A 15473-nucleotide genomic window follows, 5' to 3' on the forward strand; every position below is an offset into this window, starting at 1 on the left:
GCCCTATGCTCACTCCCGAAGTTGCCGTCGACCTGGTGGTCGAATCGCTGCACATCGTCATGCTGCTGGTGGTGATCCTGGTCGTGCCCGGCCTGATCACCGGCCTGGTGGTGGCGCTGGTGCAGGCCGCCACGCAGATCAACGAGCAGACGCTGAGCTTCCTGCCGAGGCTGCTGGTGACCCTGCTGGCGATCATCCTCATGGGGCGCTGGATGGCCGGCTACCTGATGGACTTCTGCGTCTCGATCTTTACCCGCGCGGCCACGCTGGTCGGCTAGCGTCGCCGTCATGGAACCGATTCTGAGCCAGTTGCTGCCGATGCTCACCGCGCTGTGGTGGCCGTTCTGCCGCATCCTGGCGATGTTCATCGGCGCCCCGGTGCTGGGCGAGGCGGTCACGCCGGTCACGGTGCGCATCCTGATCGCGCTGGTGCTGGCCATCCTGATGCTGCCGCTGACCACCGGCGCGGGCGCCTATGCGATCGAGCCGTTCTCCATGCAGGGCGTGGCGGCCAGCATCGAGCAGGCGCTGATCGGCTTTGTGCTGGGCCTGGCCTTCCACTTTGCCATGTCGGTGATCGGCGTGCTGGGCTACCTGGTGTCGTCGCAGATGGGCTTTTCGATGGCGGTGATGAACGACCCGATGAACGGCCAGTCGTCGGACGTGGTGTCGGCGCTGCTGTCGGTGCTGTCGATCATCGTCTTCTTCGCCATCGACGGCCACCTGGTGATCGCCAACGTGATCGGCCAGAGCTTCAAGGCCTGGCCGCTGGGCCACGGCTACAGCCCGCTGCTGATCAACGCCATCGCCTACAACGTCGCCTGGATTTTTTCCGCCGCCATGCTGCTGGCCATTCCCATCGTGTTTTCCACGCTGGTGGTGCAGCTGGGCTTTGGCCTGCTCAACCGCGTGGCGCCCAGCCTGAACCTGTTCGCGCTGGGTTTTTCCGTGATCACCATCTTCGGCCTGATGATGCTGGCGCAGGTGGTGCGCTTCATCCCCGAGCATTATGTGCGCATGACCAATATGGTGCTGGAGCTGATACGCCAGCAGATGCAGGTGGCGGTCCATGGCTGAACAGGACAGCGCCGACAAGACAGAAAAGGCTTCACAGCAGAAGCTCAAGAAGTCGCGCCAGGAAGGGCAGGTGGTGCGCTCGCGCGACCTGTCGACCGCGATCGGCATCCTGGTCAGCCTGAAGCTGTTTGTCTACCTGCTGCCCGACTACCTGGGCGAATTCCTCGAGATCTTCCACCAGAGCTTTGCGCCGCTGAGCTCCTCGGGCGCGATCGACAACGCCATGTCCACCGTGTTCGGCTCGGCGATGACCTTGCTGATCAAGATGGTGCTGCCGCTGTTCGTGGTGCCGTTCTTCATCGTGCTGGGGGCGATGGTGCCGGGCGGCTGGGTGGTCAGCACCAAGCACTGGGAGCCCAAGATGGAGCGCCTGAGTCCGGCGGCCAACCTGGGGCGGCTGTTCAGCGCCAAGCACGGCACGGAATTCCTGATCTCGCTGGGCAAGGCGGGCGTGCTGATCGCGGTGCTGGTGCATGTGGCGCGCTCGACGGTGCAGAGCTACACCCAGCTGCAGCACATGCCGATGGGCCAGGCCATGCTGGCCGGCTCGAATCTGATGCTGGACGGCTTGATGTCGCTGGTCGCAGTGTTTATCATCTTCGCCTTGGTCGACGTGCCGGCGCAGGCGTATTTCTTCGCCAAGAACCAGCGCATGTCCAAGCAGGACCAGAAGGAGGAGCACAAGTCGAGCGAGGGCCGGCCCGAAGTGAAGAGCCGCATCCGCCAGCTGCAGCGGGCCATGGCGCGGCGCAGCGCGCGCAAGACGGTGCCGACCGCCGACGTGGTGATCGTCAACCCGGAGCATTACGCGGTGGCGCTCAAGTACGACCAGAACCGTGCCGAAGCCCCGTATGTGGTGGCCAAGGGCATCGACGAGATGGCCTTGTACATCCGCCAGCTGGCGGCCGAGTTCAAGATCGAGGTGATGCCGCTGGCGCCGCTGGCGCGCGCCATCTACAACACCAGCCAGGTCAACCAGCAGATCCCGGTCCAGCTGTACCAGGCGGTGTCGCAGGTGCTGAACTATATATTGCAGTTGAAGGCATTCCGTACCGGACGGCGCAACGCCGAGCCGGTGTATCCAAAAGAAGTCGATGTCCCCACATCCATGAGCGAGGCTAGTAAGTCATGAATTTTTTGAACAGGCTGGTCGCAGAAGCGCGTCGCCACAAGTTCGCCACGCCGGCATTCCTGCTGGTGATCCTGGCGATGATCATCCTGCCGTTGCCGCCGATATTGCTGGACGTGATGTTCACCTTCAACATCGTGCTGGCGCTGATCGTGATCCTGGTGTCGGTGTCGGCACGCCGGCCGCTGGACTTCTCGGTGTTCCCGACCGTGATCCTGGCCACCACCATGATGCGGCTGACGCTGAACGTGGCCTCGACCCGGGTGGTGCTGCTGCACGGCCATGAGGGCACGGCCGCGGCCGGCCAGGTGATCGAGGCCTTCGGCAAGGTCGTCATCGGCGGCAACTACGTGGTGGGTATCGTGGTGTTCGTGATCCTGATGATCATCAACTTCATGGTGGTGACCAAGGGTGCCGAGCGCATCTCCGAGGTGTCGGCGCGCTTCACCCTGGACGCCCTGCCGGGCAAGCAGATGGCGATCGACGCCGACCTCAACGCCGGCCTGATCAACCAGGAAAAGGCCCAGGCCCGCCGCCTCGACGTCGCCGCCGAGGCCGACTTCTACGGCGCCATGGACGGCGCCTCCAAGTTCGTGCGCGGCGACGCCGTCGCCAGCATCCTGATCCTGATCATCAACATGGTCGGCGGCGTGGCCATCGGCGCGCTGATGCAGGACATGTCCTTCGGCGACGCCTTCCGCCAGTACGCGCTGCTGACCATTGGCGACGGCCTGGTGGCGCAGATCCCGGCGCTGCTGCTGTCGGCCGCGGCCGCCATCCTGGTGACCCGCATCTCCGACTCCGGCGACTTCGAGCAGCAGGTCGGCGGCCAGGTGCTGGCCTCGCCGCAGGTGATGCTGAGCGCCTCGGGCATGATGCTGATCCTGGCGCTGGTGCCGGGCATGCCGTGGCAGATGTTCGGTCCGTTCGCCTTCGTGCTGGCCTATGTCGGCTACCGGCTGCTGCAGCGGGTCAAGGCACCCGAGACCAACAACCTCGACGCCATCGAGGCGGCGCTGCGCGACGACCGCGGCCCCGAGCTCGACTGGCACAGCCTGCCGGCCGTGCAGCAGTTGCAGGTGGCGCTGGGCTACAAGCTGGTCAGCCTGATCGACAAGGCCCACGGCGAGCCGCTGACCAAGCGCGTCAAGGGCGTGCGCCAGAGCCTGTCCGAGGCCATGGGCCTGCTGCTGCCGCCCATCATCGTGCGCGACGACCTGGGCCTGAAACCCTCGCAGTATTCGGTGGTGTTGTCGGGCAGCGTGGTGGCCCAGGCCGAGGTGTTTGCCGACCGCCTGATGGCCATCCCGTCGCCCAACATCTACGGCCAGATCGACGGCATCCCCGGCATCGAGCCGGCCTACGGCATGCCGGTGACCTGGATCGAGACCAGCGAGAAGGCCAACGCGCTGGGGCTGGGCTACCAGGTGGTGGAGGCGCCGAGCGCGATCGCCACCCACTTGTCCAAGCTGATCCGCGAGTACCTGCCGGAGCTGTTCCGCCACGAGGACGTGCCGGCGCTGATGGACCGGCTGGCGGCGCTCTCGCCCAAGCTGGCCGCCTCGCTGGACAAGGCGCTGACCCACACGCAGATGCTGCGCGTGTTCCGCGTGCTGCTGGCGGAAAACGTGTCCTTGAAGGATATCGTGCCGATCGCCACCACGCTGGTCGACAGTTCCGAGACCACCAAGGACCCGATCCTGCTGGCGGCCGAGGTGCGCTGCGCGCTGCGGCGCCAGATCGTCACCGGCCTGTTCGGGCAGAAGACCGAGATGCAGGCCTTCAACCTGGGCGGCGACCTGGAGAACATGCTGCTGGGCTCGCTGAACCAGGCGCGCCAGAGCGGCAAGATCGTGCTGGACAACTACCCCATCGATCCGCACCTGCTGGCGCAGCTGCAGGTCAACATGCCGGTGGCGCGCGAGCAGATGAAGCAGCAGGCCACGCCGCCGCTGCTGCTGGTGCTGCCGCAGATCCGTCCGCTGCTGGCGCGCTACGCGCGGCTGTTCGCGCCCGGCCTGCACGTGCTGTCGTATAACGAGATTCCGGAAAACCGCGAAGTGAGCATCATCGGCACGGTCGGCTGATCCCGACCACGCACGGCAGTATGCCGCCCCGTCCACGGACCGGGCGGCATTTTTTATGCGGTGGCGCTCAGGCCGATTCGGAGAACAGGTCGTCCGGCGGCAGCGGCTGCGACAGCAGCACGGCCAGCTCCGCCATGGCCTTGAAGATGGCCTGGCTCAGCGCGGCCGTGTGGGCGCGGGTAGGGTAGTTGTGCTCGCCGCTTGGCGGCGGCAGCTCGCGCCGCAGGCGGCAGCGCAGGATGGTCAGGCCGCAACGGCTGACGGTGGCCGCCAGCTGCGGCAGCATTTCGCGCATGTGTTGCATGGCCGAGGTCTGGGCCGCGCCCACCTCCAGCGCCACGCCGTTGCCGGTGGCCGGCTCCATCTGGATCACCACCCGGCCCACGCCCGGCAGCATCAGTTCCAGCCGCAGCGCCACGCGCGAGCGGCGGCGGCGGTTGCTGCGTTCCTGGTCCTCGTCGTCCTTGACGATGACCTTGAGCACCAGGCGCTCGGCGCCCCAGGCGTACACGGCGAAGCGCCACGGCTCCATCTCGGTCACCAGCGGCAGGCCGGGGCGGCCGTCGCGCAGCGCCGCCGGCGTGTGGTCGGCCATGAACAGGCTGGACGGCACATGCTGGCCGTTGGCCTGCTCCAGCCAGGCGGCGCGCTGCTCGGCGTAGGTGCGCACCATGACCTGCCACGAGGCGGCCATCATCTGGGTGTCGGGCGGCTGCCAGACCAGCTGGCGCGATAAAAAGACTTGATTGGGGCGCATCGCGGCCGGATCGGCGGCGTTCGGCACCTCGGCCAGCGCGGCGGCCAGCGCCTCGACGCCCGATTGCGGCAGCGGCAGGCCGTCCGGGCCGTCGAGCAGCACGCCGACGGCGCCGGGGCCCTCGGGCGCCAGCGGGCCGACCGGATAGTCCGCGCCCAGCGGCACCTCGCCGGGCGCGCGCGCGACCGGCCCTGGCGGGGTGGTCTGCCGGTCCGGGATGCCCAGCGGGCGCGCGGTGGGTCCGATGCGGTCTAAAGCCATCAAGCTCGCTCTCGAAAAAATCCGATGAAAAAAAAGCCAACCGATACTCCGGTTGGCTCCTTGTGTTCCCGACCCGCGAGCAGATCAGGAAGGCGCTACGATTACTGCAGCAGGGACATAACCAGGGACGACGTGCTGTTCGATTGCTTCAGCATGGCGGTGCCAGCTTGCAGCAGCATCTGGCTGGAGGTCATGTTCGACGATTCAGCCGCGAAGTCGGTATCCATGATACGGCCCTTTGCAGCTTTGGTGTTGGTCGAAATGTTCGACAAGTTGTTGTACACGTGGTCCAGACGGTTGGCGGCTGCACCCAGCGACGAACGGATGCCGCCAACCTGGTCGATCGCGGTGCTGATCGTGTCGATGGCGTTGTTCGCTGCGGTCTGGCCGGCGGCGTTGCTGGCCGATGCGGTACCGTCGGTGCCGTCGGAGATCTCGGTGCCGACTGCCGAGCCGCCTGCTGCGTAGCGTGCCGACACGTTGGTCAGGGCGGTGCCGGTCAGGGCGGTCATGGCGGTCGACAGGTCGATCGACATGGTTTCAGCCTTGGTCGCGCCGATCTGGAAGGTCATCGACGACGAGATCGTGCCGCCGTCCATCAGCTTGGCGCCGCCGAAGGTGGTGTTTTTCATGACGTTGTTCAGTTCGCTACCCAGGGCGTCGAACTCGGACTGCAGTGCGGCCTGGTCTTTTGCGGTCGACGAGGCATCGGCTGCCTGGGTGGCCAGATCTTTCATGCGGGTCAGCATGGTGGTGACTTCGTCAAACGCGCCTTCGGCGGTTTGCAGCATCGAGATCGAGTTCTGGGTGTTGCGCATAGCCATGGCCATGCCGCTGGTCTGGGCGGTCAGACGCGTTGCAATTTGCAGGCCTGCAGCATCGTCCATGGCCGAATTGACACGGAAACCGGTGCTCAGGCGGGTCTGCGACGTCGACAGCGCCATCTGGGTGCGGGAGATCGAGTTCTGTGCGGAAAGGGCCGCAGCGTTAGTGTGAAGGCTCAGCATGAAATAACTCCTGGTAGGTGGATTCAGTTCGGAGCAACGGATCCTTTGTGCTCTCCCAAGTACAAGACGACCATATCTGGAAGGACATTAAATGCTTCGTGGAAATTTATAAAATATTTTGCACCAGCGGCCGTTTTTCCTTGGATTTGGCCGGCCGCGCAGCCTGTCCACCGCACGATTATGGTCCGCTTTTGCCCGGTCGGCGCAACAAATTGTGCCCAGAATAAAAAAACAGCGCGCCCCGGAGGACGCGCTGCTGTGCTTTCGTTGCTTTTTTGCCTTACATATTTGGATAGTTGGGGCCGCCGCCGCCTTCCGGCGTAATCCAGACGATATTCTGGGTCGGATCCTTGATGTCGCAGGTTTTGCAGTGCACGCAGTTCTGGGCGTTGATCTGCAGGCGGTCGGCGCCGTCGTCGGTCTTGACGAATTCGTAGACGCCGGCGGGGCAGTAGCGCGCCTCCGGGCCAGCGTACCGGGCCAGGTTGACGTCCACCGGCACGCTCGGATTCTTCAGCGTCAGGTGGATGGGCTGGTCCTCGGCGTGGTTGGTGTTGGAAATGAACACCGACGACAGGCGGTCGAAGGTCAGCTTGCCGTCCGGCTTGGGATAGCTGATCGGCGCGCACTGCGAGGCCGGCTTCAGGCATTCATGGTCGGCGTGGTTGTGGTGCAGGGTCCACGGCGCCTTGCCGCGGAAGACCAGCTGGTCGATGCCGGTCATCAGCGAGCCCAGGTACAGGCCCTTGTTCAGCCACGGCTTGACGTTGCGCGCCACGTGCAGTTCCTCGTGCAGCCAGGATTTTTCAAAAGCGACCGGGTAGCTGGCCAGTTCGTCGTGCTGGCGGCTGGCGCCCAGCGCCTCGAACACCGACTCGGCGGCCAGCATGCCGGACTTGATGGCGGCGTGGCTGCCCTTGATGCGGCTCATGTTGAGGAAGCCGGCGTCGCAGCCGATCAGGGCGCCGCCCGGGAACACCAGCTTGGGCAAGGATTGCAGGCCGCCGGCGGTGATCGCGCGGGCGCCGTAGGAAATGCGCTTGCCGCCTTCGAAGAAGGTCTTGATGGCCGGGTGGGTCTTGTAGCGCTGGAATTCCTCGTACGGCGACAGATACGGGTTCTCGTAGTTCAGGCCGACCACATAGCCGACCATGACCTGGTTGTTTTCCAGGTGGTACAGGAAGGAGCCGCCATAGGTCTTGCTGTCGAGCGGCCAGCCGGTGGTGTGCACCACCAGGCCCGGCTGGTGCTTGGCCGGGTCGATTTCCCACAGTTCCTTGATGCCGATGCCGTACGATTGCGGGTCCTTGCCCTTGTTCAGGTCGTACCTGGCCATCAGCTGCTTGCCCAGGTGGCCGCGCGCGCCTTCGGCAAACAGCGTGTATTTGCCGTGCAGCTCCATGCCCAGCTGGAAGTCGGCGCCGGCTTCGCCATCGCGCTTGACGCCCATATTGCCGGTGGCCACGCCCTTGACCGAGCCGTCGTCGTTGTACAGGATCTCGGCGGCGGCGAAGCCGGGGAAGATTTCCACGCCCAGCGCCTCGGCCTGCTGGCCCAGCCAGCGCACCACGTTGCCCAGCGAAATCACGTAGTTGCCGTGGTTTTCAAAACAGGCCGGCAGCAGGAAGTTGGGGGTCTTGATGGCCTTGGTCTCGGTCAGGAACAGCACGCGGTCTTCGGTGACGGCGGTGTTGAGCGGCGCGCCTTTTTCCTTCCAGTCGGGGATCAGTTCGGTCAGGGCCTTGGGGTCCATCACGGCGCCGGACAGGATGTGGGCGCCCAGCTCGCCGCCTTTCTCCAGCACGACGACCGACACGTCCTGGCCTTTTTGCGCGGCCAGCTGCTTGATCTTGATGGCCGCCGACAAGCCCGCAGGGCCGCCGCCGACGATCACGACGTCATACTCCATCGCGTCGCGCGGGCCGTACTGTTCTACTAGATTTTGTGGCTGTGTCATGGTCTGTTCTTATAGTGGTCAATGAGGGTGGAGGAAAATTTAAGCACGAGTGTGCTTCTTTTTCGCCCGGAATGCAATGTGGGCGCCATTTTGAGGGACATTATTAGACACTGCAATCTAATACTGGCGATTTGTGTAATCATAACGATACGACAGCCACGCTGTCGGCGAATTCATCACACATACCAAACACTAGGAGTAGCTCGTGGGCATAGAAGTCAACTTTGAGGGAAAAATTGCGCTGATCACCGGCGCCTCCAGCGGTCTCGGAGCCCGGTTTGCCAAAGTGCTGGCCCAGGCCGGCGCCCAGGTGGTGCTGGCCTCGCGCCGCACCGAGCGCCTGAAGGAGCTGCGCGCCGAGATCGAGGCGGACGGCGGCGCCGCCCACGTGGTCAGCCTGGACGTGACCGACTACGCCAGCATCAAGTCGGCCATCGCCCATGCCGAGACCGAGGCCGGGCCGATCGATATCCTGGTCAACAATTCGGGCGTGTCGACCACCCAGCGGCTGGTCGACGTCACGCCGGAGGATTATGCCTTTGTCATGGACACCAACCTGCGCGGCGCCTTCTTCGTGGCGCAGCAGACCGCCAAGCGCATGATCGCGCGCGCCAAGGGCGACCCGAGCAAGAAGCACCGCATCATCAACATCGCCTCGGTGGCGGGGCTGCGGGTGATGCCGCAGATCGGCGTGTATTGCATGAGCAAGGCCGGTGTGGTGCAGATGACCAAGGCCATGGCGGTGGAGTGGGGCAAGTACGGCATCAACACCAACGCCATCTGCCCGGGCTACATCTCGACCGAGATCAACGAGGAATACTTCGCCAGCGAGCAGGGCCAGAAGCTGATCGAGATGCTGCCGCGCAAGCGCCCGGGCAAGCCGGACGACCTGGACGGCCTGCTGTTGCTGCTGGCCGGCGAGGATTCCAACTTCATCAACGGCGCAATCATCTCGGCCGACGACGGCATGACCGCGATGTAAAGCATAGTCGTTCCCGCGTAGGCGGGAACCCATGCTGAGCCGGCGGGGATGCGGCGTATGGATTCCCGCCTGCGCGGGAATGACGTTGGTCAGAGCTGCAGCCCGACCAGCTTGTGCACCAGCTCGGACGAGGTGGCGGCCGAGAATTTGCGCATCAGCTTGGCGCGGTGCATTTCCACCGTGCGCGGGCTGAGGTCGATCTGGCGGGCGATGGTCTTGCTGGTCTTGCCCTCGACCAGCAGCGCGGCGATCTCCCGTTCGCGCGGCGTCAGCTCCGCCGTCACCGGGCGTTTTTCGCTGACGTCCTCGAAGGTCCAGATGCCGGGCCCCAGCGGCTCGGACGCCTTCATCGCGTGGCCGGTGACGTGGCACCAGAACAGTTCGCCGTCGGCGCGGCGCATGATGCGCTCGTCCGAATAGCGGCCTCTGGCGTTCATGATGGGGATGATGCGGTCGCCGGTGCGCAGGAACTCGTCCATGGTCGGATACAGCACCACAAAGGACAGGCCTTGCAACTGCGCGCGCGCATAGCCGAACATCGACGCCAGCGCCTCGTTGCAGGACTGGATGACGCGGTTCTCCGAGATGCACATGCCGACCGGCGCGTGCAGGAAGATGGATTCGTAATCGATGACCGGGGCAGAGTTCATGTGTGGGGGCGGCAGGTAGTTCTACGGTATTGTGCTTTTGATGTGCGTATTCTATGCTGAGACGCCTCGTCGCTAGCGCATTTAATAATGTTAGCAAGGATTCAGCAACACACCATAAAGGGACACCCATGAATAAAATCTATCCTGATGCCGCCGCAGCGCTGGCGGGCGTCGTACAAGACGGGCAAACCATCGCGGTTGGCGGCTTCGGCCTGTGCGGCATCCCGGAGGCGCTGATCGGCGCGCTGCGCGATTCCGGCGTGACCGGCCTGACCGCCATCTCCAACAATGCCGGCGTGGACGGCTTCGGCCTTGGCCAGTTGCTGGAGACCCGCCAGATCAAGAAGATGATCGCCTCCTACGTGGGGGAAAACAAGGAGTTCGCGCGCCAGTACCTGGCCGGCGAGCTGGAGCTGGAATTCACGCCGCAGGGCACGCTGGCCGAGAAGCTGCGCGCCGGCGGCGCCGGCATTCCGGCCTTCTTCACCAAGACCGGCGTCGGCACCATCGTCGCCGAGGGCAAGGAAATCCGCGAGTTCGACGGCGAGCAGTACGTGATGGAGCGCAGCCTGGTGGCCGACGTCGCGCTGGTCAAGGCCTGGAAGGCCGACAAGGCCGGCAACCTGGTGTTCCGCAAGACCGCGCGCAACTTCAACCCGAACGCGGCGATGGCCGGCAAGGTCACCATCGTCGAAGTCGAGCAGCTGGTGGAAATCGGCGAGATCGACCCGGACGCCGTGCACCTGCCGAGCATATTCGTGCACCGCATCGTGGTCAACGCCACGCCGGAAAAACGCATCGAGCAGCGCACCGTGCGCGCTAACTAAGAATATCGGAGATTACTATGGCATGGACTCGTGACGAAATGGCCGCGCGCGCGGCGAAGGAATTGCAGGACGGTTACTACGTCAACCTCGGCATCGGCTTGCCGACCCTGGTGGCGAACTACGTGCCGGCGGGCATGGAAGTGTTCCTGCAATCGGAAAACGGCTTGCTGGGCATCGGTCCGTTCCCGACCGACGACGAGGTCGACGCCGACCTGATCAACGCCGGCAAGCAGACCGTGACGGCGCTGCCGGGCGCGGCCTACTTCAGCTCGGCCGACTCCTTCGGCATGATCCGCGGCGGCAAGATCAACCTGGCGATCCTGGGTGCGATGCAGGTGTCGGAGCATGGCGACCTGGCCAACTGGATGATCCCGGGCAAAATGGTCAAGGGCATGGGCGGGGCGATGGACCTGGTGGCTGGCGTCAAGCGGGTGGTGGTGCTGATGGAGCACGTCGCCACCGCCAAGGACGGCACCACCTCGCACAAGCTGCTGAAGCAATGCGAGCTGCCGCTGACCGGCGTCGGCGTGGTGGACCTGATCGTTACCGACCTGGGCGTGATGGAAGTGACCGGCAAGGGCCTGAAGCTGACCGAGCTGGCGCCCGGCGTCAGCAAGGAGCAGATCCAGGCCGCCACCGGCGTCGCGCTGGACATGTCGGCGCTGTAAGCCCAGCCGCCGCAAACCAAGCACGCTGCGGCGTGCTTTTTTTATGCGGCGCTCACTCGCGGCGGCGGGCGATGCTGTTCCATACCGCGTCCATATGCCGCTTGTAGGCGGCGTTGGCTGGCTGCAGCAGGATGGCGTCGTACTGTCGCTTGCCCTCGAGCGCGGGGCCGTTGTCGTGGAATTCCAGCTCGCCGCGTATCGCCAGCTTGGTGGCGCCTTCGCGCAGGATCACCTTGACGGTGGAGTAGTCGATGCCGCCGCTGCAAAACAGTTTATACGGTATGGTGATTTCGCTGCGGCCATCGTGGTTCAGGTCGGTGATGCGGATGGCGGCCAGGAAGAAATCGGCGCTATGGTCCAGGATGGGGCAGTCGACGTTGTCGCGCACCGTCCACTCCGTCTGCCAGCGGCCGTCCTGGCGGCCGTAGTAGGTGGCGGCCAGTTCGATGTGGTCGTCGGCGTGGCTGGCCTTGCGGCTCAGCACCAGCAGGTGCTCGCCGTCGCGGTCGTCGACGCGCCTGGCGCCGAGCAGCTTGCCCGTGTAGCCGATGTGGCGCGCGGCCAGGTAGATGGCGTCGACCTGCGGCGCCGGCTCGGCGGCGCTGCCGATGCCGCCGGCCAGCCAGAGCAGGGCGGCGGCCGGGAGGTGGAGGGGAGTGGATTTCATTCCCAGAATATATATGAAAAACGCCCCGCAGGCCGTCGGACGGCGTGCGGGGCGTGGCCGGGAAAGGCTGATCAGTGCGCGTGGCGGGTCAGCGGTTGCAGGTCGGGGTCGGTCACGGTCGAACCGGGATTGTTCAGTTCCTTGTGCAGGGTGTCGTGGTTCAGCTCTTTTTCCCAGTGCGATACCACCACCGAGGCAACGCCGTTGCCGACGAAGTTGGTCAGCGCGCGGCATTCGCTCATGAAGCGGTCGATGCCCAGGATCAGCGCCATGCCGGCCACCGGAATGGTCGGCACCACCGCCAGCGTGGCCGCCAGCGTGATGAAGCCGGCGCCGGTGATGCCGGACGCGCCCTTCGAGGTCAGCATCGCCACGCCGAGGATGGTCAGCTCCTGCGTCAAGGTCAGGTCGGTGTTGGTGGCCTGCGCCACGAACAGCGCCGCCATCGTCATATAGATGTTGGTGCCGTCCAGGTTGAACGAGTAGCCGGTCGGAACCACCAGGCCCACCACGGATTTGGAGCAGCCCAGGCGTTCCAGCTTGGTCATCAGCGAAGGCAGCGCGCTTTCCGACGAGCTGGTGCCCAGCACGATCAGCAGCTCTTCCTTGATGTAGTTGATGAACTTGAAGATCGAGAAACCGGTCAGGCGCGCCACCGTGCCCAGCACCACCACCACGAACAGGAAGCAGGTCAGGTAGAAACAGCCCATCAGCGTGGCCAGCGGTTTCAGCGAGGCGATGCCGTATTTGCCGATGGTGAAGGCCATCGCGCCGAAGGCGCCGATCGGGGCGACCTTCATGACGATGCCGACCACGCCGAAGATGGCCGACGACAGGTCGTCGATCAGCTTGGTGACCGGCTTGCCGCGTTCGCCCAGCAGCGACAGCGAGAAGCCGAACAGGATGGCGATCAGCAGCACCTGCAGGATGTCGCCCTTGGCGAAGGCGTCCACCACGGTGTTCGGGATGATGTTCATCACGAAGTCAATGGTCGACTGGTGCTTGGCTTTTTCCGTGAACTCGGCGATGGACTTGGTGTCCAGCGTGGCCGGGTCGGCGTTGAAGCCGGCGCCCGGACGGATGATGTTGGCCACGAACAGGCCGATCACCAGCGCGAAGGTGGAGATCACCTCGAAATACAACAGCGCCTTGCCGCCGACGCGACCGATCTTCTTGACGTCCTGCATGCCGGCGATGCCCGCGACCACGGTGCAGAAAATCACCGGTGCGATGATCATCTTGATCAGTTTGATAAAGCCGTCGCCGAGCGGTTTCATGCTGACCGCGTCGGATGGATAGAAGATGCCTAGCAGGATGCCGCAGGCAATGGCGAACAACACCTGCACGTACAGAATTTTATAAAACGGCTTTTTCACGGGGTCTCCTCGCGTTTTTGTGATGAGCCCATCATCCGACAAAATAGGAGACATCACCATTGTGGTTAACCGCATTCACAACAGTGATATCCCTTATGCAACGGAAGTAAACTTGGAAGTTGCCACAAACCGGGCGCAGCGAGTCATGGCGCCGAAGGCAGTGCGCCTGCACGGCGAGGCGGCATAACGAAGCTGCGCCCGGTTTGTGGCAACTTCCTATTGCGCCACCCAGCCGCCATCCATATTCCACGCCACGCCGCGCACCTGCCTGGCGGCGTCGCTGCACAGGAACACCGCCAGCGCGCCCAGCTCCTCCGGCGTGACGAACTCGCCGGACGGCTGCTTGTCGGCCAGCAGCGCCTTCTTGGCGTCCTCGTTGCTGATGCCGTCCTTGGCTGCGCGGGCGTCGACCTGCTTCTGCACCAGCGGCGTCAGCACGAAGCCGGGGCAGATCGCGTTGACGGTCACGCCGGTGGCGGCGGTCTCCAGCGCGCTGGCCTTGGTCAGGCCGATCAGGCCGTGCTTGGCGGCGACATAGGCCGACTTGCCGGCCGAGGCCACCAGCCCGTGGGTGGAGGCCAGGTTGATGATGCGGCCCCAGTTGTTGGCGCGCATGCGCGGCAGCACCAGGCGCGAGGTGTGGAACGCCGAGGTCAGGTTGATGGCGATGATGGCGTCCCATTTCTCGACCGGGAAGTCCTCGACGTTGGCCACGTACTGGATGCCGGCGTTGTTGACCAGCACGTCGATGCCGCCGAACTTGTCGCCGGCGAAAGCGATCATGCTTTCGATCTCGGCCGGCTTGGACATGTCGGCATTGTGGTAGGCCACCTGCACCCCGAATTCCCGGGCCAGGTCGATCTGCAGCTGGGCGATTTCAGCGGCGTCGCCGAAGCCGTTCAGCAGCACGTGGGCGCCTTCCGCCGCCAGGGTGCGGGCGATGCCCAGGCCGATGCCGGAGGTGGAGCCGGTCACCAGCGCTGTTTTGCCGCTCAAAGTCTTGTTTGCCATAGTGTCCTCTGGAGGGTTGGAGATTAAAGTCGTGCTGCGATACACTTCGGTAGGATTTTAAGCGCAACGCCCGGTAAAATGGTATTTCTAAACAGCATTGCACAAATCACTATAAAAACCACCAAGGAAGTCGCATGTTCGAAGCAAAAATAAAGTCTGTTCAATGCCTGTCGCTGGCTGGTTTGCACCGCATGTCGTACAAGGAGTGGGGCGACGAGAGCAACCCTCATGTGCTGCTGTGCGTGCACGGCGTCACCCGCGTCGGCGACGACTTCGACAACATGGCGCGCGCGCTGGCCGGCGACTACCGCGTGATCTGCCCGGACATCGTCGGCCGCGGCCGCTCCGGCTGGCTGAAGAATCCGCAGCTGTACCGGGTTCCGCAGTATGTCAGCGACATCGTCACCCTGCTGGCGCGCGTGCTGCCGGACGGCGAGCGGCAGACGGTCGACTGGTTCGGCACCTCGATGGGCGGCCTGATCGGCCTGGGCCTGGCCTCGCTGCCGGACAACCCGATCCGCAAGCTGATCCTCAACGACATCGGCCCGGTGCTGGCGCCGATGGCCTTGCAGCGCATCGGCGACTACATCGGCCAGGACCTGCGCTTCGACACCTTCGACGAGGCGGCCCGGTTCATCCGCGACGTCTCGCTGACCTTCGGCCAGCACACCGAGGAGGAATGGCATAAACTGGCGAGCGACGTGCTGCGCCAGGATAAAGACGGCAAGTGGGTGCGCCATTACGATATGGGACTGGCCTTGCCGTTCCGCTCCGCCACGCCGGAATCGGCCGCGGCCGATGAAGCGCTGCTGTGGTCCGCCTACGATGCGGTCCGCTGCCCGACCTTGCTGGTGCGCGGCGCCGAGTCGGACCTGCTGTCGGCCGAGACGGCGGCGCTGATGACCCAGCGCGGCCCCAAGGCCACGCTGGTGGAAATCCCGGACGTCGGCCACGCGCCGACCTTTTTCCACGACGACCAGATCGCGATAGTTAAGCAATTCCTGTTGGGTTAATTAA

Annotated in this window: 15 protein-coding genes; 8 read left to right on the forward strand and 7 right to left on the reverse strand. The window is 64.4% G+C overall.

Translation table 11 applies throughout. From position 1 onward, the window contains the following. Positions 1 to 5 precede the first annotated feature (5 nt). Genes fliQ through ACEN9O_RS21155 form a run of 4 tightly spaced genes read left to right on the forward strand, consistent with a single transcriptional unit; the run spans position 6 to position 4293 of the window. Positions 6 to 278: a flagellar biosynthesis protein FliQ gene (fliQ, locus tag ACEN9O_RS21140; protein WP_008449457.1), complete on the forward strand. Its 273-nt coding sequence runs from the start codon at positions 6 to 8 to the stop codon at positions 276 to 278. 10 nt (positions 279 to 288) lie between these two features. Beyond that, positions 289 to 1077, forward strand: coding sequence for a flagellar biosynthetic protein FliR (locus ACEN9O_RS21145; RefSeq protein WP_495613781.1), 789 nt, complete (start codon positions 289 to 291; stop codon positions 1075 to 1077). Further along, the gene (locus tag ACEN9O_RS21150; RefSeq protein ID WP_495613782.1) at positions 1070 to 2209 is read left to right on the forward strand and encodes an EscU/YscU/HrcU family type III secretion system export apparatus switch protein; all 1140 of its coding nucleotides are present in this window, start codon (positions 1070 to 1072) and stop codon (positions 2207 to 2209) included. Before ACEN9O_RS21145 ends, ACEN9O_RS21150 begins: the two co-directional genes overlap by 8 nt. Then, positions 2206 to 4293 carry a flagellar biosynthesis protein FlhA gene (locus ACEN9O_RS21155; RefSeq protein WP_495613783.1) on the forward strand — a complete coding sequence of 696 codons (2088 nt, stop codon included), beginning with the start codon at positions 2206 to 2208 and terminating at the stop codon, positions 4291 to 4293. The genes ACEN9O_RS21150 and ACEN9O_RS21155 overlap by 4 nt, the downstream gene beginning before the upstream one ends. A 67-nt stretch (positions 4294 to 4360) precedes the next feature. On the opposite strand, the gene ACEN9O_RS21160 is transcribed toward ACEN9O_RS21155, so the two are convergent. The 3 genes from ACEN9O_RS21160 to ACEN9O_RS21170 all read right to left on the reverse strand — a co-directional run bounded on the left by ACEN9O_RS21160 (position 4361) and on the right by ACEN9O_RS21170 (position 8227). After that, positions 4361 to 5311 (reverse strand): hypothetical protein, encoded by a 951-nt coding sequence (locus ACEN9O_RS21160; protein ID WP_495618511.1) that lies wholly within the window; start codon positions 5309 to 5311, stop codon positions 4361 to 4363. A gap of 101 nt (positions 5312 to 5412) precedes the next feature. Continuing rightward, complete coding sequence (locus ACEN9O_RS21165) at positions 5413 to 6318, reverse strand: flagellin N-terminal helical domain-containing protein (RefSeq protein WP_495613784.1); 906 nt, start codon at positions 6316 to 6318, stop codon at positions 5413 to 5415. 280 nt (positions 6319 to 6598) lie between these two features. Next, positions 6599 to 8227 (reverse strand): electron transfer flavoprotein-ubiquinone oxidoreductase, encoded by a 1629-nt coding sequence (locus ACEN9O_RS21170; RefSeq protein ID WP_495618512.1) that lies wholly within the window; start codon positions 8225 to 8227, stop codon positions 6599 to 6601. A 253-nt stretch (positions 8228 to 8480) separates the two neighbouring features. On the opposite strand from ACEN9O_RS21170, the gene ACEN9O_RS21175 reads away from it, so the two are divergent. Beyond that, positions 8481 to 9257: an SDR family oxidoreductase gene (locus ACEN9O_RS21175; RefSeq protein ID WP_495613785.1), complete on the forward strand. Its 777-nt coding sequence runs from the start codon at positions 8481 to 8483 to the stop codon at positions 9255 to 9257. Between the two features lie 89 nt (positions 9258 to 9346). Here the strand turns inward: ACEN9O_RS21175 and ACEN9O_RS21180 are convergent, their stop codons facing one another. After that, positions 9347 to 9907 (reverse strand): LuxR C-terminal-related transcriptional regulator, encoded by a 561-nt coding sequence (locus tag ACEN9O_RS21180; RefSeq protein WP_495613786.1) that lies wholly within the window; start codon positions 9905 to 9907, stop codon positions 9347 to 9349. 128 nt (positions 9908 to 10035) lie between these two features. On the opposite strand from ACEN9O_RS21180, the gene ACEN9O_RS21185 reads away from it, so the two are divergent. Continuing rightward, positions 10036 to 10734, forward strand: a complete 699-nt coding sequence (locus tag ACEN9O_RS21185) for a CoA transferase subunit A (RefSeq protein ID WP_495613787.1) — start codon at positions 10036 to 10038, stop codon at positions 10732 to 10734. Positions 10735 to 10751: 17 nt separating this feature from the next. Further along, positions 10752 to 11402, forward strand: a complete 651-nt coding sequence (locus ACEN9O_RS21190) for a CoA transferase subunit B (protein ID WP_495613788.1) — start codon at positions 10752 to 10754, stop codon at positions 11400 to 11402. 52 nt (positions 11403 to 11454) lie between these two features. Here ACEN9O_RS21190 and ACEN9O_RS21195 read toward each other — a convergent pair whose 3' ends face one another. The 3 genes from ACEN9O_RS21195 to ACEN9O_RS21205 form a co-directional block, all read right to left on the reverse strand. After that, a complete protein-coding gene (locus ACEN9O_RS21195; protein ID WP_495613789.1) occupies positions 11455 to 12069 on the reverse strand; it encodes a M949_RS01915 family surface polysaccharide biosynthesis protein in 615 nt (204 codons plus the stop codon). A gap of 71 nt (positions 12070 to 12140) precedes the next feature. Continuing rightward, the gene (locus tag ACEN9O_RS21200; RefSeq protein WP_495613790.1) at positions 12141 to 13499 is read right to left on the reverse strand and encodes a dicarboxylate/amino acid:cation symporter; all 1359 of its coding nucleotides are present in this window, start codon (positions 13497 to 13499) and stop codon (positions 12141 to 12143) included. A 162-nt stretch (positions 13500 to 13661) separates the two neighbouring features. Next, positions 13662 to 14456 carry a 3-hydroxybutyrate dehydrogenase gene (locus ACEN9O_RS21205; RefSeq protein ID WP_495613791.1) on the reverse strand — a complete coding sequence of 265 codons (795 nt, stop codon included), beginning with the start codon at positions 14454 to 14456 and terminating at the stop codon, positions 13662 to 13664. Between the two features lie 134 nt (positions 14457 to 14590). Between ACEN9O_RS21205 and ACEN9O_RS21210 the strand changes: the two genes are divergently transcribed. Next, complete coding sequence (locus ACEN9O_RS21210; RefSeq protein WP_495613792.1) at positions 14591 to 15469, forward strand: alpha/beta fold hydrolase; 879 nt, start codon at positions 14591 to 14593, stop codon at positions 15467 to 15469. Positions 15470 to 15473 lie beyond the last annotated feature (4 nt).

Source organism: Duganella sp. Dugasp78, from assembly GCF_059491455.1.